Genomic DNA, 21,242 nt, shown 5'->3' with positions numbered 1-21,242 from the left:
TCATAATTCATAATTCCCATGGAGTCAGTGCTGGAGCGCCTGTGGCCCCGCGACCAGGCCCAGCGGCTGTTCGTGGTCTTCATTAGCCTGCTGCTGCCGGCCGGCGCGGCGGCGCTGCTGCTCCGGATGCCGGCGCTGCTGGGGTTGCCCCTGCTGGTGCTGGGGGTGGCCGTGCTGCTGGTCGACTGGCGCTGGGTATACTACCTGCTGGTGTTTCTGCTGGCTTTTTCCCGGGAAATCGGGCTGCCCGGCGGCCTGAGTATGGACGTGCCTTCCGAACCCCTGATGCTGGTGCTGCTGGGGTGCTTCGGGGTCAGCGTGGTGCTGGGCAAAACCCACGTCCCGGCCCGGTTCTGGGCCCACCCGCTGGTTATCATCATGGCCCTGGCCCTACTCTGGTCGGTGGTCTCGACGGTGTTTTCCGTCTCGCCGGTGAAGTCGGTGAAGTATCTGCTGGCCAAGCTGTGGTATATCGTGCCGTTTGTGTTCGTCACGCTGACCATTGTGCGGCGCCCGGCCGACGTGTGGCGGGTAGTGGCCTTTTACGTCAGCAGCGCCGTTATTACGGTGCTGTACACGGCTTCGCGCCACGCCACCAAAGGCTTTTCCTTCGACTCCATCAACTGGGCCATTCAGCCCTTCTACATCAACCACGTTATCTACGGCGTGGTGGCGGCCATGCTGGTGCCCTACGCGTTTTACGCCGCCCGCTCGCCGCAGCCCGGCCTGCCGCGGACGCTCTGGCGGGTGGCGCTGGGCATTCTGGTTTTTGGCGTGCTGCTGTCCTACACCCGGGCCTCTATTCTGGCGTTGCCGCTGGCGGGCCTGTTTTACCTGGTGCTACGGCTGCGCCTGACCCGGCTGGTGCTGGCCGGAGCCGCCATTGCGGCGCTGAGCGGGGCGTCCTACTTCATGAGCCAGCACAACTACATGCTCTACGCCCCGGACTTCGAGAAAACCATTTTCAACGGGCACAACTTCGAGAAGCACCTCGAAGCCACCTACAAGCTGGAAGACGTATCGGGCATGGAGCGGGTGTACCGGTGGGTGGCGGCGGCGCGCATGATCAGCGAAAAGCCCATTACCGGCAGCGGCCCCAGCACCTTCTACCCCGAGTACAAGCGCTACACCGTCAAGAGCTTCCGCACCTACGTGAGCGACAACCCGGAGAAGTCGACCACCCACAACTACTTCCTGCTGCAGCTGGCCGAGCAGGGTCTGCCCGGCTTCCTGCTCTTCGTCGTCCTGTTCGGCACGGCGCTGGTGATGGTCGAAACCCTGTACCACCGCACCCGCTCGCCCCAGCACCAGCGCGTAGTGCTGGCCGCCGGCCTGTCGCTGGTCATCATCATCTTCCACCTGCTGCTCAACGAGCTGGTCGAAGTCGATAAGATCGGCTCCTTCTTCTACATCGCCCTGGCCATTCTGATCCGGGCCGAAAGCTGGATTGAGGAAGAGGAGGGGAAGGAATTAGTAATTAAGAATTAGTAATTAAGAATTCAGGCTCAGATTAACCGCACTATAAAATGGAGGGCCGATTTGAGGCGTTGAAGGCAGTTTCGCAGAATGGCCAAGCTGCTTTTGAACAAGATTCCTGTGTTTCTAAAAAAGCAAAGGGCCTTCTGAATCAATAGGAGCATGTCGGCTCTACACAGTGCGGTTGATCTGAATTCAGGCTATTGCAGCAGCTCCTGCAACTTCTGCCAAACGCACCAGGGCCGACGCCTTCACCCTTGCGGAGAAGCGTCGGCCCTGCTAATTCCTCATTACTAATTCTTAATTACTAATTCCCTACTTAAACCGGCAGCTCAGGATGGTGATGTCGTCGGAGAACTGGGTTTTGTTGACGTTGAAGGCTTCGATTTCGCGCAGCATTTCCTTGTGCAGCCCGGCCAGCGGCAGGTAGCGGTTGCGGCGCATCAGGGCAATAAGGCCCTCTTCCCCGTACTCGTCGCCGTTGGTATTGAACACTTCCGTGAGGCCGTCGGTGTAGTTGAGCAGCAGCGAGTGGGGCGGAATTTCGGTTTCGCCCACGTCCAGCATCGGCAGCTCTTCCATGATGCCGAGCATCACGGTGCCGGTTTTCAGGTACTGCACCGGGCCGGAGTCGGTGAGCAGGATGGGGTCGTTGTGGCCGGCATTCACGTACTGCAGGTGGCGCGTGGTGCGGTCGTAGATGCCGAAGAACACGGTGATGAACTTCTCGCCGCCCGAGTTGCGGAACAGCAGGTGGTTGAGCTCGTGCACGATGGTGGCCAGATCGACGTGCTGGCGCAGCAGCGTGCGCAGCCCGGCCTGGAAGTTCGACATGAGCAGCGACGCCGGCACGCCCTTGCCCGACACGTCGGCCACGCAGAACATAAACTTATCCTGGTCGATGTTGACCACGTCGTAGTAGTCGCCGCCAATGGCGGTATGGGGCACGTAGCTGGCGTGCACGGCCACGTGGGCATCGTTGGGCAGCTTACGGGGAAAGAGCATGTTCTGCACTTCCTGAGCAATTTCGATTTCCTTGCGCATGGCTGCCGCCGCTACCCGCTGGCGGTTCAGGCGCCGGTTTTCGATGGCCCCGATCAGGATGTTGCTCAGCGTTTGCAGAAAGCTGGTGGCTTCTTCGTTGGCATAGTCCTCCTGCACGTTACCGATCAGCACGTAGGCCAGCACCGCGCCCTTCTGCACCACCGGAATAATGGTTTCGAGCTGCTGCCACTGCGGCCCCAGCTGATAGGCGGCTATCGGGCAGGGCACCTCGGTGCAGTTATCGATGATGACTTCGGGCAGGGCAAGCTTGCGAAAGTCGGCTAGCTGGTAGCCGAACGAAACCATGCACTGCCACTGGTTTTCCTCCTTCAGGTACACCACGATGCGCCGGATGTTCAGCTGCCCGAGCAGGGTAAACTGAAATATCTTGTAGAGGGCGTCCTCGGTGGTATCCAGGTTGATGGACTGCGTGATTTCCAGCAAAGCGTTCAGCTCCTGCTTTTTGAGCAGCAGCTGTTTGCGCAGGCCCAGCACGTCAGTAGTAGAATGGAGCAGATTGGAATCAGGCATTTTTTTGGTTTTTGGTTGTTTGTTTTTGGTTTTTGGTTGTTTGGAATTTCAGCCGGGGCCAAAAACCAACAACCACACCCCAAAAACCAATTCCCAGGGGGGGGGGTTGGTTTTTGGTTGTTTGTTTTTGGTTGGTTGGAATTTCAGCCGGGGCCAAAAACCACACCCCAAAAACCAATTCCCAGGGGAGTTTTTGGCAGTCGAGAATACGGCCGGGGCCAAAAACCAACAACCAACAACCAAAAACCAATCAGCTTCCCAGGGGAGTTTTGGGGTCGTAGGCGTCGCGCAGGCCGTTGCCGAGCAGGTTAAAGCTAAGCACCAGCAAACTGATAGCCAAGCCCGGCAGCAGCGTGAGCCACAGCCCGGCTTCGGTGCCCAGCAGCTGGAAGCCTTCGTTCACCATCAGCCCCCACGAGGGAGCCGGGGGCTGCACGCCCAGGCCCAGAAAGCTCAGGCCCGCTTCGAGCAGAATGGCCGCCGCAAAGTTACTGGTTGCAATGACTATGAGCGGGCCCGTCATGTTAGGCAGCAAGTGCCACATGATCAGGCGGCTCTGGGGCAGGCCCAGCACGCGGCCGGCTTCCACGAAGGTCTTCTCGCGCAGGCCCAGCATCTGCCCCCGCACCACCCGGGCCACATCAACCCACATGGTGAGGCCCACGGCAATAAACGACGTCCAGACGCCCCGGCTGTCGAGGGCCAGGGAAATGGCAATAACCAGCATGATGCCCGGAATGCTCCACACCACCGTCATCACGCCCAGCAGCAGGCTGTCGACCCAGCCGCCCACGTAGCCGGCCAGGGCGCCTACCAGCATGCCCAGAGCCAGGGAAATCAGCACCGCCACCAGGCCAATGCCCAGCGAGATGCGCGTGCCGAGCAGCAGCCGGCTCAGCTCGTCCCGGCCCGCTTTGTCGGTGCCCAGCCAGTAGGTGCGCCGGACAATGTGCTGCTGCTCTACTAGCTGACTCAGCTCCGCGGCCGAGCCGGGGCGGCCGGCTACTTCGGCCAGGGAGTAGCGCTTCGGCAATTCGGCCAGGGCGCTGTGGTTCTGGTAGGGTTCAATCAGCACGGAGTCGCCTACTATCCGGTAGCTCCCGATGGGCGCATCCCGAAACCGCGGCTCCCGGCCCTGCTGCCAGGTGCGCAGCGCGTTGTCGGCCGCTGGGCGGGCTGAGTCGGGCAGCGGCAGGCGCAGCAGGGTAGCCGTGAAGCCGGGCGGCTCTTTCTGCAGCTGCACCACCCCGTTGTTGGCGTCGGGCGAGTTGTCGGGCAGCACCCAGTAGCCGGCCAGCGCAACCAGCGCGCACAGCAGAATAAAGCCCAGCCCGAGCATGGCGGGCCGGTTTTGGAGCAGGCGCTGCCGCACGTAGTAGCCCGGCGCCCGCGCAATGGGCACCGCCCGGGCGGGAGCAGCAGAAGCCGGCACGGTCGTCACTGCTGCTACCGGGTGTTGTGCGCCAGCAGTCCCGCCTTGGTGGCCAGGTAGTAGCAGTCGCGGCCGATAGCGCCGAAAGAGGTGATTTCGTAGGCCAGCTCGGTATCCGGATCGGGGTAGAAGCACTTCACGTACTCCTGCTCCAGCAGGCCGCGCAGCTGGTTTTCGAGCGCGGGGACGGGCTGCCTGGTTTTCTGGGCCAGATCGCGGAAGGAAGTAACGAAGTACAGCTCGTCGAGAATGTCGAATTCGGGGTCGGTCACGGAAACGGAGGGCAGGTGAGGCCAGCAAATGTAGCGCGGCGCGGCGGGAAAGGGAAATGTCCGGCGGCAGAATCTAGCGCCCGGCAGCGGCCTGGGGATAAGAATACCACGAGCTGTCGGGGTCGGGGCCTGGCGGCAGCCCTCAGCTGCCGGCGCAGGCGCAGTTTGCTACCTGCCCCGTTGCGGCCGGTTTTCCGGCAATAGGGCCAGAAGCCGGGAAGCTGCGCTTGGCGGCTCCTCACTATCCCCCCTCAAAAACCGCCCTAGACGGCTACGCTGTCGCGGAATATCAGCTCATTGTTGAGCGCGGCGGCGGCGCGGGTGCCACTGGCCGCCGCCAGAATAGCCTGCTGGAAAGGGCCGGTCATGTCGCCCACGGCATAAACGCCGGGCACGCTGGTCAGGCCCGTCTCGTTTACCTGCACGTACACCCCGTCGGCGGTGAAAGCGCAGCCGAGCTGCGCCGCCAGGCTGCTGCGCTGCCGCTGGGCGGGGCGCAGAAACACGGCATCTACCGGCTCCCGATGGCCGTCGTCGAACTCAATGGCCCGCAGGCACTTGAGAGAACCGTCGAGGGCCGCCACGGGCGCTTCGAGGATGGTCACGCCCAGCGCCGCCAGATGGGTCCGTTGCGCCGGGGTCAGCCCGGCCGGGCCATCGGTACACAAACTCAGGCGCGAACACCAGTGGTGCAGCAGCACGGCCTGCTGGTAGCCGGCCTCGCCGCGGCCATACACGACCACCCGGCCGTAGCGGTTTTCCCAGCCGTGGCAATACGGGCAGTGGTACACGCCCCGGCCCCAGAGCGCGGCCAGGCCCGGCACGGCGGGGAGTTCGTCGGATACGCCGGTAGCCAGCACCAGCGCGGCGGCCGTCACTACGGTGCCGCCAGTCAGGGTCAGGGCAACGCCGGCGGGCGTCAGGGCCGCCTGTTGGGCTTCGAGGGCGCACACCTCTACCGGGTAGGGGCGCAGCTGCTCCCGGCCAATCCCCAGCACCTGCCGGGGGGCGGCCCCGTCGCGGGTAAAAAAGCTGTGCGTATGAAAGGCGGGGGCATTGCGGGGCGGGCCGCCGTCGAGCACCAACACGCGGCGGCGGGCGCGCCCCAGTACCAGGGCGGCGCTCAGGCCGGCATTGCTGGCTCCTACTACAAGCATGTCGTAGGTGGAACAGGTGGGCAGGGGAATTTTAGCCATGGCTGAAGCAGGTGAAAAGCAGCGAAACAAAAACGGGGCAACCAGTGCCCCCAACGTTGGAAACCAAACCGGGGCCGTGGACGGCTTGCAGGCCCCCACGGCCCGTAAGCCCGGCCGCCTGCCTCACCAACAGAGCGGATGCCGGACCCCGGCTTTTTTCAGGAAGTAGCGTCGTCAGTCGTTCGACCGACCAGGGCGCTACCGTACCGCCACGGGCACGGTGGCTTCCACGTCCACGTCGCCGGGGCCGGCGGTGCCGTCCTTCGTACCGGGCTGGTGGCGCAGGGTGATTTTCAGGGTGCCGGTGGCCGCGGCCGTGGTCACTAAGCGCGTTGCCAGGCCCACTTCGCGGTTGTTGGCATCACGGTCGGTGCGGGTCACCGTGAGCAGGCCGGCGGGCGTGGGGTCGTAGAAGAACAGGTGGTCTTCTTTCTCGGTGGCCACCTCGTCGGTCACGTTGGCCACCGGATTTTTGGTTTTGTCGAGCAGGGTGATCGTACCGGTGTAGGTGGTGTTGGCGCGCAGGGTCAGCGGGCCGCCGGTGATAACCGGGGCCACGCCGCCGGCGCCGTCGAGGTCTTCCCAGGTGATGGTGGCGGCCGGGGCGGTGCTGCCGGCAGCCGGCGTCAGGGCGTAGGTGACGGTCGTAATCAGCTCGTTGTCTTCTTCGGGCTCGGGCTCGTCCTTATCTTTTTTGCAGGCGGAGAAGACCAGCGGGGCGGCCAGCAGCAGGGCGAGCAGGAGTTTGGCCGGGGCCGGCTGGCGGCTGGGGGTGTGGGCAGTGAATTTCATGGGGTCGTTGAAATGAAAAATGGAGGTTGATGAATGTCTTAAAAGTTGAGTTTGAGCCGGAGCGTGACGTTGCGGCCCAGCTCGTCGAGGTAGTAGCGGTACCGGTTGAGGTAGTCGCGGTAGCGGGTGTTGAGCAGGTTGGTTCCGCTCACGCCGAGGCTGAGCGGATGGCGGGAACCCGGGCCCAGCACCAGCCCCGCTTCGGCGTTGAGCAGGTAGTAGCCCGCCGGCGGAGCCTGGTAGTCCTGGCCGTTTTCGGGCCGGGGCGTGCGGGTCTGGCGGGCCACGGCCTGCACCCCGGCCTGCGCGTACCGGCCGGCCACGCGCCGGCCAACCGGGCTAACCGGCTGCTCGTAGCGCAGCCAGAGCTCGGCCCGGTCGGCGGGGGCCAGAATCAGGTAATCATCCCGGGTCCGGTCGCGCTCAAAGACCGTGGCCGCCTTCACCCCCAGCGTGAGCGGGAGCAGCAGGTGGTAGCTGACCAGCAGGTCGGCTCCCCGGAACCGGGCGTCGGTCTGCTGGTAGCGGAACGAGGGAAACAACCCCCGTACGCTGAGCACCTCCGGGATGGGCGTCTGGTAGATATACCCGTCGAAGGAGGTCTGGTAAATGGTCAGCTCGCCGTTGAAGCGGGGGTTGTCGTGCCAGGTAGCGCTCAGGCTGAGTCCCCGGGCCGTTTCGGGCCGGAGGGCGGGGGCCCCGGCCGGCCGCGAAACATCGTAGCCCTCCTCGTAGATGCCGCCGTGGACGCCCTGGCTGGCCCGCTCGTTGGCGGCCGGCGCGCGCCGGTTCGCGCTGACGTCAGCCCGCAGCCCGAAGTGGGGCGACGCATCCCACACGGCCCCCAGGGAAGCCGCCGGGGTGAAATAAGTAAAGTTTTCTTCCACCACCGTGAACACCCCGGCCGGCCGGGTGGGCCGCCGCGTGTTCAGGGTGCGGCGGTCCAGGCGCAGGCCGGCTTCGAGCAGCCACCGGGCGCCGGGCCGCCAGCGCCCCAGGCCGTAAGCGCCCACGGCCTGGTTGGTGTAGTAGGGCATGAAGAAGCGGGAGCCGGGGCGGTAGGTGTTGTTCTGATACGTGCCGCTCAGGCCCAGCTCACCGCTGAAAGGTCCCCGGGAGCGGGGCTCCCAGCGCAGCTCGGCGGTGGACGTCTCGTTGCGGTAGTCCAGCTCGGGCCGGTTCCGCGCCGCCGCCGCGTCGTTGCGGGGCCGGAACTTGTCGAACTCGCCCCGGTCGTCCCACTGCCGGGCCACCGTCAGCCCCAGCCGCCCGCCACCGAGGCGGTAGTAGCCGCTCACTTTCAGCAGCGAGTGGCGCAGATCCTGGTAGCCCCGGTTGATGGCGTAGGTGAAGTCCTGGGTTACCCGGGGCGGGTTCTGCTGGGCGGCGCGGGCATTTTCGGGCAGCGGGTACAACCCTAACTGCGCATTGTACTGGCTGAAAAACACCTCGGCTCCCCACTGCTCCCGCTCGTAGCCCAGGGTGCCGGCGTAGCTATACTCGGCCAGGGCCGAGTTGGCAATTCGGTAGCCGGGGGTGCGGGCCAGGCCGGCCCGGCGCACGGTGCCTACCACCCGCCCGGCCAGGCCCGGCACCCGCTTTGGGCTGCCCTGCACCGTCAGGGAAGCTGCGCCCAGCCCGTTGTTGCTGGCCCCGACCAGGTGGGCTTCGCCGCTGAGCCCGGCCGAGTCGGGCAGGGGCGCCGGCGCGGTAAGCACTACCCCGCCGATGGCGTCGGCCCCGTAGCGCACGGCCGCCGCCCCTTTCACTACCGTGAGCCGGGCGGCTACGAAGGGGTCGATTTCGGGGCCGTGCTCCTGCCCCCACTGCTGGCCTTCCTGCCGCACCCCGTTATTAAACAGGGCCACGCGGTTGGAGTGCAGCCCGTGAATCATGGGCTTGAACACGCTGGGGCCGGTCTGAATGGCGGCCACGCCGCTCACCTTCAGCAGCGCCTCGCCCAGGGTCTGGCCCCGGGTGGCCTGCAGGGCCGTACCGTCCAGGGTGGCCGTGGCCTGGGGCGTAGGCGCCGCCACGCGCTGCCCGTGCACCACCGCTCCCCGCAGCAGCACGGCGTCGGGGTGCAGGCGGAAGTTGCGGACGGTGGCGCTGCCCACGCGCACCGCCACCGTTTCGGAGCGGTAGCCCACGAAGCTGATTTCGAGGCGGTAAAGACCGGGGCAAACGTGGAAGTGGTAGTTGCCGAACTCATCGGCGGCACTGACATCGTTGGTTTCGAGCAGGCGGGCGGTGGCCCCGGGCAGCAGCTGGCCGGTTTCGTGGTCGGCCACGCGGCCGGCCAGGGCCAGGTTGCACGCCGCGGCCGGGCCGTTTCCATGGCTAGCAACGGCTATATCAGCCCCCCGCTGCGCATACGCCGCACCGGGCAGCAGGCAAGCCACGAACGAAACCACGCGCCAGCCGCCGCTTCCCCGGGGGGAAGAACAGAAAAGGACACGCATGAAAAGAAAAAGGAGCCGCGGGGCGAAGTGGCACTTCGCCTCACCGGTGACGGGTGGCCGCGCAGACTAGCGCGCACCAGCGGAAACCCACCGTGCCACGAGGGGCTACGCCCGCGGGGGCCCGCGGCCGGCCCGCTCGCACCCGGCAACGACGGGCAGCGCCACCGTCCGGGGGATAACCAGCGCCACGAACACTGCCCGGCATCCGGGCTCGGGTACCGCTACGGCTCCGGCCCGCAGAGCGGGCACGTCGTAGAGCTGGTCAACGTGGCAGTGCTGGTGCCTGGCCGTCAGCAGAGGCTGACCCTTGCGGACGGCCGCGGCTACCTGCGCGGGCTCTTCCCGGGTGTGCTCGTGGGCGTGCAACGCCAGCAGCCATGCCTCCGGTGCCAGCACCCGCCCAAAGAGCAGGAGCAGCAGCACCGAGAGTTGCAGACGGAAGGCAGAAGAGCGGAACACGGGCAGGGGGAATCGGACGAGAACCCACGTATCCTGCGAAAAGTCAGGTCCGGGGACTGGTAAAGATAGACAGGCAGCCCGGAAATTTTCATTTCCGGGGGTGACTCCGGCAGTTTTTTTAGCCGTGCCCTGAAAAGGCGGGGCCCTCCTATCGTTCAACGATAGTGGTACCACGAAGCCCGCCGGGCCATTCGTGGCACCACTCTGCCTTCAGCGGCCCACTTTTCTTCCCTTCCAGATATATCCGCCGCGCAGCCCCAGCAGGCCCGTAGCCAGGGCATACGGGGCGTAGGCCAGCTGCAGCAGCGGCAGCCACCAGAGCCACCGCCGCCGGCTGAAGAAACCTAACACCGGACTCAGAAACCAGACGTCGGAGCCCAGCTTGAGCAGCCAGGCCCCGGCTACCCAAAGGCTCAGGGCAGGATAGAAAAAAGCCAGCACCAGTCCGGCCAGCAAAGCCACGTTGGCCAGCAGCACCAGCACGGCCAGCCGCCGCGGGGCGTTGTGCTGGTAGTGCTGCCACTTGCTGGCCCAGCGCACCCGCTGCCGCAGCAGGGCCCGCAGCGTCGGCTGGGCGGCGGTACGCACGATGGCTCCTTCCTCGCGCAGAAACCGGACGCCCGCCGGATAGGCCGCGTGAATCTTGTGGAGCAGAAACTCATCGTCGCCGCTGGGCACGTGCTCGTTGCCGGCAAAGCCCCGGACGGCCGCGAAGGCCGCTTTGCGGTAGCCCAGGTTGGCCCCGTTGCACATCGTGGGCCGGCCCCGGCCGATGCCGGCGGCGCCCACGCCCACCAATCCCGCCAGCTCCACGCCCTGCAGCTCCGCCAGCCAGCCCTGCCCCGTCAGCAGCACCGGGCCGCTCACGAACTGCACGGCCGGGTCGGCGGCCAGGGCCGCGTGCTTTTGCAGCCAGGCAGGCCCCACGCGGCAGTCGGCATCGGTGCAGACCACCCAGGGAGCGTGAGCGCCGGCCAGGGCCATTTCAATGGCGGCTTTTTTCCCGGGGCGCGCGCCGGGCCGCGCGGCCAGAGAAAGCAGCCGCAACGGATACGACACGCGGGCCGCCCAGTCGCGCACCACGGCCGCCGTGGTATCCGTGGAATGGTCATCCACCACCAGCACCTCAAAATAGTCGGCAGACAGCGTTTGCAGCTGCAGGTCGCGGAGCAGAGCGGGCAGATTCCGGGCTTCGTTGCGGGCCGCAATCAGCACGGACAGCACGGGCCCAGCGGAGACAACTGGCTGGGCGGGCCCGGGGGGCGGGTGCCGCGGGGGCGACAGCTGCTGCCAGGCGCGCCGGAAGCGCAGCATGGCCCGGGCGTACAGCAGCGGCGCCAGCAGCAAGGCGGCCCCGACCCCATTCCCTGAAACGTCGGCAGTCCAGCTCATAACGCGGCGGGCTGATCCGGTTTCTGCTTCCGGAACACTTTCAGCCGCAGCACGAACAGCAGGCCGGCCGCGCTGGGCAGGGCGATATTGAGCACCCACAAACTTAGGCTGGCGCTGAGCACCGGCAGGGCGGGCTCGTGCAGCAGCCCAAACAGATGGGTGGCCGACAGCTCCCGTACGCCCACGTCGGCCAGGGCATTGAGCGAGGGCACCAGCGACTTGAGCAGAAACGTACCCGCAATGGCCGCGAGGCCCGGTCCGAAGGGCGCACGGGCGTCGTAGGCCAGCAGCAGCAGCCCAAACTGCCCGCAGAACACCGCGTAGCGCAGCCCCGACAAAGCCAATATGATGTGAATGGACCGCGTCGAATACGTGGGCATCACGGCCAGATACCGGCGGAACCGCCGCAGGGGCCGCACCAATGACAGCGCCGCCAGCAGCAGGCGGGAGCGGTAGAGCGGCAGCAGCACGGCCAGATTAATGAGCAGCGTGGCCACCACCAGTCCCAGCCCGGAGGCCGGATAGCCACGCAGGTAAAACGTGAGCAGAAAGTACAGCAGCCCCACCGTGCCGGCCAGTACGGTAACGACCAGCTGGCAGTAGCGCCCCAGGAAAACCGCCCCCAGCGCATCGAGGCGGCGGCTTTTGAGCTCGATGATGCGGCCGGCGTAGTCGCCCACGCGGTTGGGCGTGACGAAGCCCAGGGTGAGGCCCACCAGCACGGCCCGGAAGCTGCGCCGGAACGACACGGGCTCCAGGTGCCGGGCCAGCCGCCACCACTTCCAGGCTTCCAGGCCCCAGTTGACGGGCACCAGCGCCAGGGCCACCAGCACCGGGCCGCGGCCCGCGCCCGTCAGGGCCGAAGCCAGCAGCTGCCGCCACGCGGCGGCCGTGGCCACGTCGGCAAACACCGAGCGGTAGAGCAGCCCCAGGGTGAGCCCGGTGATGACCAGCTTGCCCGCCACGACCAGCCAGCGCCGCCGCCGGGCCAGTTGTTCCGGCTTTTGGGTGTAGTTTTGTAGAGAAGGCTCAGGCAAAATAACGGGGCGGCAGATGGTTGGAAGCGGCAAGTTACCGACTGCAGCCCAACGGCCGGCTCCACCCGCTCCTTCTTCCCTGATTACCCCCTTATGCTTCGCCCCTCCGCCTCCCCCGATCTGCTGCCCAAAGTCATTATGGGCGTCGATCCGGGCACCAGTATCATGGGCTATGCCGTGATTGAGGTGCGCGGGCAGCAGGTGACCGTATTGCGCTACGACGTCATCGACATGAAGAAGATCGGCCCCAACCACGCCCTGAAGCTCAAGCGGATCTTCGAGCGGATGCTGGAGCTGATCGACGAGTTTCTGCCCGACGAGCTGGCCATCGAAGCGCCGTTTTTCGGGGTGAACGTGCAGAGTATGCTCAAGCTGGGCCGGGCCCAGGGCATGGCCATTGCCGCCTGCCTCTCGCGCCAGATTCCCTACGTAGAGTACGCGCCCACCAAGGTGAAGCAGTCGGTAACGGGCTCGGGCAACGCCACCAAGGAGCAGGTGGCCCACATGCTGCGCCAGACCCTCACGCTGCCCCCCATCGCGGAAGCCAGCAAGTTTCTGGACGCCACCGACGCGCTGGCCGTAGCCCTGTGCCACCACTACCAGAAGGGCAACAACGTGAAAGCCGGCGGCAAAAGCTGGGGCAAGTTCCTGGCCGACAACCCCGACAAGCTGGCCGCGCCGGTAGCCGGTAAGAAAGCCGCCACCGCCCCCAAGGCGAAAGCCAGGTAGTATTCAGCCTTATTTTCTGCCGATGAAACGTCAGCCCATCCGCTCCACGTCCCTGAAAGCCGTCGGCTACGAGGCCGACACGCTGACGCTGGAAATCGAGTACCGCCACGGCGGCGTAGTGCGCTACGTGGGCGTGAGTGCGGCCGTGCATCAGGCCTTGCTGGCCGTGCCGGGCAAAGCGCTGTTCGTGGCCCAGGTGCTGGATGGCGGACCGTATACCCGGGAGCAGGTGCGGTAAGAGCTTTTCGGCCGTCCTCCTGCGCAAAGCGCAGGAGGACAGTTAAAGAGGACGACTACGCCTATTCTCCTATCTCAATCTCGCCCTTCAGATACGTCACCGCGTAGCCGCTCATCAGGGCCCGGTCGCCGCGCAGCTCACACCACAGGTCGCCGCCGCGGGCGGAAATCTGGCGGGCGCGCAGCACGTTTTTGCCCAGGCGGGCGGCCCAGTACGGAATCAGCGTGGCGTGGGCCGAGCCGGTCACCGGGTCTTCGGGCACGCCCACCCTAGGCGCGAAAAAGCGGGATACGAAGTCGATGCCGTTGGTGCCGGGAGCGGTGGCAATGACGCCCACGTACTCCAGGGCCGCAATTCGGGCGAAATCAGGATGCAGGGCCAGCACTTCGGCCTCGGAGCCGAACAGCGTGACCAGGTCGCGGGAGGCCAGCACGTCGAGGGGCGTGGCGTGCAGGGCGTCGCGCAGGCCGGTGGGGTGCACGGCCAGCTGCCGGGGCGGGCGCGAGGGAAAGTCGAGGGTGAAGCGCCCATCGGCGGCGTGGCGCACCCGCAGCGGACCGCTCTTAGAATGGAAGGTAAGCTCCTCACCCTGAAAATTGAGGTGGCGAAACAGCACGTGGGCCGAAGCCAGCGTGGCGTGGCCGCAGAGGTCTATTTCGGCCGTGGGCGTAAACCAGCGGATATCATAGTCGGCCCCTTCGCGCGGCACGAAAAAGGCGGTTTCGGCCAGGTTATTCTCAGCGGCAATGGCCTGCATGGTTTCGGCGGGCAGCCACGCAGTGAGCGGACACACGGCGGCGGGGTTGCCGGCAAAGATCCGGTCGGTGAAAGCGTCGATCTGGTAGAGCGGCAGCAGCATGGAATGGTGCGTTTTAAGTTTTGGATGCTGAGTACAAAATCGGGGGTCGGGAAATTATTGCTTGCTGATTCCTGAATACTATTCACAAACCCTACCGCCGATGACAACGTCGCGGACCGGATTTTCGCCCAGCCAGTAGGGTATTTCCTGGTAGTCGCGCACGTCCAGCACCAGCAGGTCGGCCCGCTTGCCCACTTCCACGCTCCCGATTTCGGCGGCCAGGCTCAGGGCCCAGGCGGCGTTGAGCGTAACGGCGGCAATAGCCTCCTTGGGCGTGAGCCCCATCTTAAGGCAGGCCATCGACAGCGCCAGCCACAGGTTTTTGCCGGGGCAGGAGCCGGGGTTGAAATCGGTGCTGACGGCCACCGGCACGCCCTGATCGATGAGCTGCCGGCCGGGGGCGTACTTTTCCTGGCGCAGAAACAGCGGCACCAGCGGCAGCAGCACGGCTACGGTGCGGCCCGTGGCAGCCACCCGGGCCGCATCGGCGGGGTTGAGGTAGTCGCAGTGGTCCACGCTCACGGCCCCCAGCGCGGCGGCCATGGCGCAGCCGCCCAGGTCGTGGAGCTGCTCGGCGTGGATCTTCAGGCCAAAGCCCAGCGCCCGGGCTTGTTCCAGATAGCGCCGGGAGTCTTCGACGCTGAAGGCGCCTTCCTCGCAGAAAATATCCACGAAGTCGGCCTCGCCCCGCAGCTCCGGCAGCACGTCGGCGGCCAGGAAATCCAGGTAGTCGGCCGGGCGCCCCCGGTACTCGGGCGGCACCACGTGGGCCCCCAGAAAGGTGACCACCACCCGCACGGGCTGCCGGCGGCCGGCCTCCCGGGCCACGCGCACCAGGCGCAGCTCGGTTTCCCGGTCGAGGCCGTAGCCGCTTTTGGCTTCCAGGGTGGTGATGCCGTAGCGGCGAAAATCGTGGAGGTGGCGCAGGGCATTGTCGAGCAGCCCGGCTTCCGGGGCGGCCCGCGTGGCGCGCACCGTACTCAGAATACCGCCGCCCGAAGCCAGAATATCGAGGTAGGATTCACCCTGCAGCTTGCGCTGAAACTCGGGGGCGCGGTTGCCGGCAAACACCAGGTGGGTGTGGCATTCTACCAGCCCCGGCATTACCACCTGCCCCGCCGCATCCACTACGGTGGTGGCGGCCGTCACCTGGGTTTCGTCCAGCTCCGCCATCAGGCCCACGGCCACTATCGTCGGCCCGGCGCAGGCGACGAAGGCATTTTCCAGGATGCGCCAATCGGACAGGGCCGCGCCGGTCAGGGGGCGGTCGGGGGGGCCGCCGGCCAGGGTGAGCAGCTGGCCGCAGTTGCGCAGAAGAAGCGAGTAAGCCAAGAGAAGGCGGTGGCAGGTGAAGCGCGAAGCTGCGAAAAATAAACTACTCCCACCCGGCTGGTCCGCCGGGCCCGTCGTGCTGTTCGTGGATAACCAGTCCGGACAGAGGCGTCAGGTAAAATGCCTCCTTGTTGGTAAAAACCGTTTCGGCGGAGGAACCCGGCTGACGGCTGCTGCCAAAAACCAGGGCGGTCGGCGGGGCGGCCGGCACCGGCACCGGCGCATCAGTTTCCGCCGGGAGGCCCCGGTCCGTGCTACGAAAGAGCCCGGCCCGTATCGACAGGCCTGCGGACTTATTCCCAACAAGAAAACACCTAACCAAAGCCCGTCCTGACGGGCGCAGCGCAGCATCTCGCGGGTGGCGGGCGGGTATGGCACGGCCAGCGGGGCAGGCAATGCGGCCAATAAAATGAGATAATTCTGCTCCAGCCTGGAATTTGATGTCAATTTTGCGGTCTATTCCTCAAGAGCAGCTGGTGATGAACGCAACAGAACAAGAAGAAAGAGAATATCTGGAAGAAATCAAGGAGCAGCTGACGCTGGCTGTCAGGCGGGTGGACGACGCCGTGAAGCAGTTTTCCGACGAGCTCCGGCAGAAAAAGCAATATATCCATGAGCAGCAGTCCGGCATGGACGAAGCGGACATGGTAGCCGCCGGCCAGTCCATTGACCGCATGGCCTTTACCGGGGAAGCGGCCGTTACCAGGAAACGCAAGCTGCTCAAGCTAAGTCAATCCCCTTACTTTGGCCGCCTTGATTTCGCCCCCCGCGATAAGGTCCTGTTGCCGGTATACATCGGCATACACGCCTTCGCCGACGAGCGGCAGCGCCGGAACCTGATCTACGACTGGCGTGCCCCGATCGCCTCCATGTTCTACGACTTTGAGCTGGGGGATGCCTTCTACACCAACCCCTCCGGAACGGTCCGGGGCCACATCGCCCTGAAACGACAATACAAGATCCGGGACGGCCGCATGGAGTTCATGCTCGAAAACGACGTGAACATTCACGACGACGTGCTGCAGCGCGAGCTGGCCAAGGCTTCCGACGACAAGATGAAAAACATTGTCGCGACCATTCAGCGCGACCAGAATGCGGTAATCCGAAACGATACCGCGCCCGTTATGGTCATCCAGGGAGTTGCGGGCTCGGGTAAAACATCGATTGCCCTGCACCGGATTGCGTTCCTGCTGTATCGTTTCCGGGAAACCATCGCGGCCAGGGACATTCTCATTATTTCGCCTAATAAGGTCTTCGCGGATTACATCTCGAACGTCTTACCCGAGCTGGGCGAAGAGCATATTCCCGAGATGGGTATGGAGGAGCTGGCGGCCGACCTGCTCGACAACCGGTACCAGTTCCAGACCTTCTTCGAGCAGGTGTCCGCGCTGCTGGATCAGCACGACCCGGCTTTCATCGAGCGCATCCGGTTTAAATCATCATTTGAGTTCCTCAGCAAGCTCAACCAGTACCTCATCCATATCGAGAATAACTACTTCACTGTTACCGATATCCGGGTTGGGCAAACCACTGTTCCCCGCTCCTTGATTCAGGAGAAGTTCAGGACCTACCACCGGGTTCCGATCTTAAAACGATTTGCGCTGGTGGCCGAAGATGTCCGGGCCTACGTGCGCGATGCCACCCGCCGCAAGCTAACCGGGTCGGAGAAAGCCACGATCGGGGAAGCTATTCCGCGCATGTTCAGGCTCCACCAGGTACTGGACCTGTACCGGGATTTTTACCGCTGGATCGGTCAGCCGGAGCTGTTCAGGACCGACCCGCGCCTGACGCTGGAGTACGCCGATGTCTTTGCCTTGATTTACCTGCGCCTGCGCCTGGAAGGCCTTACCGCCTACGATCAGGTAAAGCACCTGCTGGTGGACGAGATGCAGGATTACACCCCGGTTCAATATGCGGTATTGTCGCGGTTGTTTCTCTGCCGCAAGACCATTCTGGGCGATGTAAGCCAGACGGTGAACCCATACAGTGCTTCCTCGGCCGAAACCATCGAACGCGTCTTCCCGCAGGCCGACGTAGTGAAGCTCTACCGCAGCTACCGCTCTACCGTCGAGATTACGGCCTTCGCGCAGCGGATCACGCCTAATCCCCTCATCATTCCGCTGGAAAGGCATGGCCATGAGCCCGTTGTGGCGCGCTGCAACAGCCAGAACGAGGAGTTGCAGGCAATCCGGCAGCTGATTACCGCCTTCAACAGCTCCGCCAATCATTCCCTGGGCATCATCTGCAAAACCCTCCGGCAGGCAGTACAGGCGTATCAGGCACTTCAGGCCCCGGAGGTTCATCTGCTCACGGCAGAATCTACAGCCTTCAAAGAAGGGGTCATCATCACCACGGCCCATTTGGCGAAGGGCCTGGAGTTCGACGCGGTCATCGTACCTTTTGCCTCCGCCCGTAACTATAAAACGGATGTGGACAGGAGCATCCTTTACATCGCCTGCACCCGGGCCATGCACCAGCTCACGCTGACGTATTCAGGAGACCTCACCGCGTTCTTATCCACCTGAAGCGCGCTGGGGCCAGCTTCCCTGCCGCGGTTTTACTTTCGTGCTATGAGAGCTTTGCTGATTATCGACCTTCAGAACGACTTCCTGCCCGGTGGGGCGCTGGCCGTGGCCGACGGCGACGCCGTTATTCCGCTGATCAACCAGCTTCAGCCGCACTTCGACCTGGTGGTAGCCACCCAGGACTGGCACCCGGCCGGACACCAGAGCTTTGCCAGCAGTCACCCGGGGCGGCAGCCGTTCGACCTTACCGAGCTGCACGGGCTGCCCCAGGTGCTCTGGCCCGACCACTGCCGGCAGGGCACGCCGGGCGCGGAGCTGGCCGACGCCCTGGCACAGGACCGGATCGAAGCTATTGTCCGCAAGGGCACCAGCCCGGAAATCGACAGCTACAGCGGCTTCCACGACAATGGCCACCAAAAATCCACGGGCCTGGCCGACTACCTGCGCGGCCGGCAGGTGACGGCGGTGTACGTGGCGGGGCTGGCCGCCGACTACTGCGTATTTTTCAGCGCCCTGGACGCGCTGCGCGAGGGGTTTGCCACGTTTCTGCTCGCGGATGCCACCCGGGCCATCAGCGCCGAGGGGTTCGAAAAAGCCAAAGCCGCCCTTATCGAACAGGGCGGCCACCTCATCCAAAGCTCCGCCATTCTGCGGCCCGCCTGACCCATGACTACGCCCGACCCGAACGCCCCGCTGATTCTGACGCTGGCGCTGAACGCGGAAGCCGCCGCGTTTTTCAACGCCCTGCGGCAGGCGCACTTTCCCCCGGCCCGCAACTACCTGGCGGCTCACCTCACGCTGTTTCACCACCTGCCCGGCCCCCGCCGCGCCGAAATCACGGAGCAGCTACGGGCGCGCTGCCGGGAGCTGGCCCCGCTGCCGCTGCAGGTGGCCGGCGTGCAGTTTCTGGGCCAGGGCGTGGCCTACCGGCTCGAAAGCGCCGCCGTGGAAGAGCTGCACCGCGAGCTGCAGACCCGGTGGCTTGCTGACCTTACGCCCCAGGACCAGCAGCGCCGCCGGCCCCACGTTACGGTGCAGAACAAGGTGCCGACCGCGGTGGCCCGGGCGCTACACGAGCAGCTCACGGCCGGCTTCACGCCCTTCGCGGCGCTGGGCACCGGGCTGCAGCTGTGGGCTTACCGGGGCGGCCCGTGGGAGGCGCTGGCCACGTTTGCATTTGGCGGCTGAGGGCAGAGGCTGGCGGCCTGGCCGCCCAAAAGCGCGGCCGCCGCGGCCTTTGGGCCCTATTCAAAAACCAGGGGCGGCTAAGCGCGCCGAAGCGGGAACTGCGGAGCATGCAGCGGGGGTTCCGGGAGGGTACTTTGCTGGCGGCGGCGCGAAAATTACTACGGTCCCCGCCTTCGGAAAAGCCCAATTATACCGCCCCGATTAGGTATCTTTGCCAGTCGGAGTCCGCCGGAATACCACTGCGCGCCTTTCGCTTTCCTCTTCGCTTTTACCCCCCGCCTTCCCATGATCAGACTGGAGCCCTTCACCCCTGCCGATTTCCCGCAACTCATTGCCTGGGTGAAGGACGAACAGCTGATGATGAACTGGTCGGGCGCCATGTTCAGCTTCCCCCTCACGCCGGCCAGCCTGGCCTGGTACATCGAGGACACGAACGAGCTGCCTACCTCCGATGCCTTCGTCTACAAGGCCGTGGATACGGCGACCGGTGCTACCGTGGGCCACATTTCGCTGGGCGGCCTGAGCCGAAAAAACCGCTCGGCGCGCATCAGCCGGGTATTGGTAGGCGACATGCAGGCGCGGGGCCGGGGTATCGGGCAGGCTATGGTGACGGCAGTGCTCCGCATCGGCTTCGAGCAGCTGAACCTGCACCGCATCGAGTTGGGCGTGTATTCCTTCAACGAGGCCGCCATCCGCTGCTACCAGAAAAGCGGCCTGACCATCGAGGGCGTTTCCCGCGACATTCTGCTCTACGAGGGGGCCTACTGGAGCCTGGTGGAAATGAGCATGCTGGAAGACGAATGGTACGCCCAGGGCCTCCCGGCCGCCACCGGCCAGGCCGCGCTGGCCTGCCTCGCTTAGCGTTTCTCCGCCACCACCGAATACTCCAGCGGGGCCCGGCGACCAAGCGGCCCTGGCAAGCCAGCAGCCAGCAGTCAGCGGATTACGGCGCCGGCAAAAACACTTCCGCCAGCATACACCGTACGCTGCCGCCCCCAATCGTTTCGATGGTGGGAATGGCCAGCGGCAGCAGCTCGCAGTACTGCGCCAGCGCCCGGCGCTGCCCGTCCGTCAGGCTGGCATAAGCCCGCTGCGACAGGGCCAGCAAATCGGGTCCGGCGGCGGGGCGAAGCACGAGCATATTCCCCGCGAAACACCCCACCTGCGCCAACGAAATGGGGATTACCGCGTGGCCGGTAGCGGTCAGCGAATCGACCACCGCTGCCCGCTCGGCGGCGTCCCGGATACTATCCAGGCATACCACGGCAAACCCCGGACCCACTCCCATCATCACGTTGGTATGGTAGATTTCCTGGCCCTGCGCATCGGCGGAGCGGAAAGCCACGGGCCGGTAGCCCAGCCGGGCGGCTACGTCGGCCAGCAGGCCGGCATCGGTGCGCGGCGAGAGACTGGCGTAGACCACGCGGTGCTCATGGTCGAAGATGAGGCTGCCCGTGCCTTCCAGAAACCGCCCCTGCTGCTCATAGCCCGACAGGTCGAGAACCTCGCGGATCTGAAACTGCCGGCCCAGCTCGGCAAGAATATCGGGGCGACGCTCGGCCCGGCGGTTGGGGGCACACATGGGGTAGAGCAACACGCGGCCATCGGCGTGCAGGGTGAGCCAGTTGTTGGGAAATACGGCGTCGGGCTTGGCGGGTACCGCCGTATCATCGAAGACCAGTACCCGTACGCCTTTGGCGCGCAGGATAACCGTCAGGGCGTCGAACTCGGCAAAGGCCCGCGCCTGCACGGCTCCGTCGTCGGGCCCGGCCGGGGCCTGCTGAAAGTGGTTGGAGGCGGCCGTTTCGGGATTGAAGCCGAACCGCACGGGCCGGACCAGAAATACAGTGGAAGCAGCTTGCATACGTAAAGCAAGAAATTCGCGGTGATAGTAGCACTGGCGACGGACTTGGCCCAAGCAGCGGCCGCTTCAGCCGTACCTAATTTTCTGCCCCTTTCCCGGCAAAATGTATCACGCCTTGCCGGCCCGGGAATTTCTGGAGTTAAGCTACCGGGATGCTGCTGCTTGATCATCAACCGCATGCTGCGCCCGCTCGCCGGGCCGGAGATTCAGGAGGCGTACGCGCTGCTGCCGGATGCCTCCCGGCAGCACGGCTGCCCGCATTGGCTGATTGATTTGCGCCGCGACATCAGCTACCGGCCGGAGCTGCTGACCACTTTTTTCCCCAGCCCGGCAATTGTCCGGAGCAGCTAACCTATCTGGCTTACCTGGTTTCACCCACGCTGCTGGCGGAAATGGAAGCCCGGGGCGACGCGC

20 protein-coding genes are annotated in these 21,242 nt (G+C 65.1%); 8 read left to right on the top strand and 12 right to left on the bottom strand.

Annotation, left to right across the window (positions count from 1 at the left end; translation table 11 throughout):
* Positions 1 to 18 precede the first annotated feature (18 nt).
* Entirely contained in the window at positions 19 to 1,488 is a 1,470-nt protein-coding gene (locus tag ABD833_RS01575; RefSeq protein WP_345070521.1) for an O-antigen ligase family protein, read from the top strand.
* A 303-nt stretch (positions 1,489 to 1,791) separates the two neighbouring features.
* On the opposite strand, the gene ABD833_RS01570 is transcribed toward ABD833_RS01575, so the two are convergent.
* From ABD833_RS01570 to ABD833_RS01530, 9 genes are all read right to left on the bottom strand, one after another.
* Positions 1,792 to 3,051, bottom strand: a complete 1,260-nt coding sequence (locus ABD833_RS01570) for a PP2C family protein-serine/threonine phosphatase (protein WP_345070520.1) — start codon at positions 3,049 to 3,051, stop codon at positions 1,792 to 1,794.
* A 250-nt stretch (positions 3,052 to 3,301) separates the two neighbouring features.
* The gene (locus tag ABD833_RS01565; protein ID WP_345070519.1) at positions 3,302 to 4,483 is read right to left on the bottom strand and encodes an ABC transporter permease; all 1,182 of its coding nucleotides are present in this window, start codon (positions 4,481 to 4,483) and stop codon (positions 3,302 to 3,304) included.
* A 14-nt stretch (positions 4,484 to 4,497) separates the two neighbouring features.
* Complete coding sequence (locus ABD833_RS01560) at positions 4,498 to 4,755, bottom strand: hypothetical protein (RefSeq protein ID WP_345070517.1); 258 nt, start codon at positions 4,753 to 4,755, stop codon at positions 4,498 to 4,500.
* A gap of 263 nt (positions 4,756 to 5,018) precedes the next feature.
* Positions 5,019 to 5,951, bottom strand: coding sequence for an NAD(P)/FAD-dependent oxidoreductase (locus ABD833_RS01555; RefSeq protein ID WP_345070515.1), 933 nt, complete (start codon positions 5,949 to 5,951; stop codon positions 5,019 to 5,021).
* A gap of 198 nt (positions 5,952 to 6,149) precedes the next feature.
* Positions 6,150 to 6,743, bottom strand: a complete 594-nt coding sequence (locus tag ABD833_RS01550) for a hypothetical protein (protein WP_345070514.1) — start codon at positions 6,741 to 6,743, stop codon at positions 6,150 to 6,152.
* A gap of 38 nt (positions 6,744 to 6,781) precedes the next feature.
* Entirely contained in the window at positions 6,782 to 9,205 is a 2,424-nt protein-coding gene (locus tag ABD833_RS01545; protein ID WP_345070512.1) for a TonB-dependent receptor, read from the bottom strand.
* 105 nt (positions 9,206 to 9,310) lie between these two features.
* Complete coding sequence (locus ABD833_RS01540; RefSeq protein ID WP_345070511.1) at positions 9,311 to 9,664, bottom strand: hypothetical protein; 354 nt, start codon at positions 9,662 to 9,664, stop codon at positions 9,311 to 9,313.
* A gap of 210 nt (positions 9,665 to 9,874) precedes the next feature.
* A complete protein-coding gene (locus ABD833_RS01535) occupies positions 9,875 to 11,056 on the bottom strand; it encodes a glycosyltransferase (RefSeq protein ID WP_345070509.1) in 1,182 nt (393 codons plus the stop codon).
* Positions 11,053 to 12,093 (bottom strand): lysylphosphatidylglycerol synthase transmembrane domain-containing protein, encoded by a 1,041-nt coding sequence (locus tag ABD833_RS01530; protein ID WP_345070508.1) that lies wholly within the window; start codon positions 12,091 to 12,093, stop codon positions 11,053 to 11,055. Before ABD833_RS01530 ends, ABD833_RS01535 begins: the two co-directional genes overlap by 4 nt.
* Before the next feature lie 93 nt (positions 12,094 to 12,186).
* Between ABD833_RS01530 and ruvC the strand changes: the two genes are divergently transcribed.
* Both ruvC and ABD833_RS01520 read left to right on the top strand, forming a co-directional pair.
* The gene (gene ruvC / locus ABD833_RS01525; RefSeq protein WP_345070507.1) at positions 12,187 to 12,822 is read left to right on the top strand and encodes a crossover junction endodeoxyribonuclease RuvC; all 636 of its coding nucleotides are present in this window, start codon (positions 12,187 to 12,189) and stop codon (positions 12,820 to 12,822) included.
* 22 nt (positions 12,823 to 12,844) lie between these two features.
* The gene (locus ABD833_RS01520; RefSeq protein ID WP_345070506.1) at positions 12,845 to 13,060 is read left to right on the top strand and encodes a KTSC domain-containing protein; all 216 of its coding nucleotides are present in this window, start codon (positions 12,845 to 12,847) and stop codon (positions 13,058 to 13,060) included.
* A gap of 61 nt (positions 13,061 to 13,121) precedes the next feature.
* Here ABD833_RS01520 and ABD833_RS01515 read toward each other — a convergent pair whose 3' ends face one another.
* Positions 13,122 to 13,919: a PhzF family phenazine biosynthesis protein gene (locus ABD833_RS01515; protein ID WP_345070504.1), complete on the bottom strand. Its 798-nt coding sequence runs from the start codon at positions 13,917 to 13,919 to the stop codon at positions 13,122 to 13,124.
* A 78-nt stretch (positions 13,920 to 13,997) separates the two neighbouring features.
* Positions 13,998 to 15,251 carry an imidazolonepropionase gene (hutI, locus tag ABD833_RS01510; protein ID WP_345070502.1) on the bottom strand — a complete coding sequence of 418 codons (1,254 nt, stop codon included), beginning with the start codon at positions 15,249 to 15,251 and terminating at the stop codon, positions 13,998 to 14,000.
* Positions 15,252 to 15,700: 449 nt separating this feature from the next.
* On the opposite strand from hutI, the gene ABD833_RS01505 reads away from it, so the two are divergent.
* From ABD833_RS01505 to ABD833_RS01490, 4 genes are all read left to right on the top strand, one after another.
* Positions 15,701 to 17,776 (top strand): HelD family protein, encoded by a 2,076-nt coding sequence (locus ABD833_RS01505; RefSeq protein ID WP_345070501.1) that lies wholly within the window; start codon positions 15,701 to 15,703, stop codon positions 17,774 to 17,776.
* Positions 17,777 to 17,821: 45 nt separating this feature from the next.
* A complete protein-coding gene (gene pncA, locus ABD833_RS01500; RefSeq protein ID WP_345070499.1) occupies positions 17,822 to 18,439 on the top strand; it encodes a bifunctional nicotinamidase/pyrazinamidase in 618 nt (205 codons plus the stop codon).
* A gap of 3 nt (positions 18,440 to 18,442) precedes the next feature.
* On the top strand, positions 18,443 to 18,964 hold the full coding sequence (locus ABD833_RS01495; RefSeq protein ID WP_345070498.1) for a 2'-5' RNA ligase family protein: 522 nt from the start codon (positions 18,443 to 18,445) through the stop codon (positions 18,962 to 18,964).
* Positions 18,965 to 19,249: 285 nt separating this feature from the next.
* Complete coding sequence (locus ABD833_RS01490) at positions 19,250 to 19,825, top strand: GNAT family N-acetyltransferase (RefSeq protein WP_345070497.1); 576 nt, start codon at positions 19,250 to 19,252, stop codon at positions 19,823 to 19,825.
* An 82-nt stretch (positions 19,826 to 19,907) separates the two neighbouring features.
* Here ABD833_RS01490 and ctlX read toward each other — a convergent pair whose 3' ends face one another.
* A complete protein-coding gene (gene ctlX / locus ABD833_RS01485; RefSeq protein WP_345070496.1) occupies positions 19,908 to 20,828 on the bottom strand; it encodes a citrulline utilization hydrolase CtlX in 921 nt (306 codons plus the stop codon).
* 177 nt (positions 20,829 to 21,005) lie between these two features.
* Here ctlX and ABD833_RS01480 point away from each other — a divergent pair, with 177 nt between their 5' ends.
* A complete protein-coding gene (locus ABD833_RS01480; protein ID WP_345070494.1) occupies positions 21,006 to 21,179 on the top strand; it encodes a hypothetical protein in 174 nt (57 codons plus the stop codon).
* Positions 21,180 to 21,242: the final 63 nt, after the last annotated feature.

It is taken from the genome of Hymenobacter fastidiosus (genome assembly GCF_039539565.1).
Lineage (GTDB): Bacteria > Bacteroidota > Bacteroidia > Cytophagales > Hymenobacteraceae > Hymenobacter > Hymenobacter fastidiosus.
This window is presented reverse-complemented; position numbering and strand designations above follow the sequence as displayed.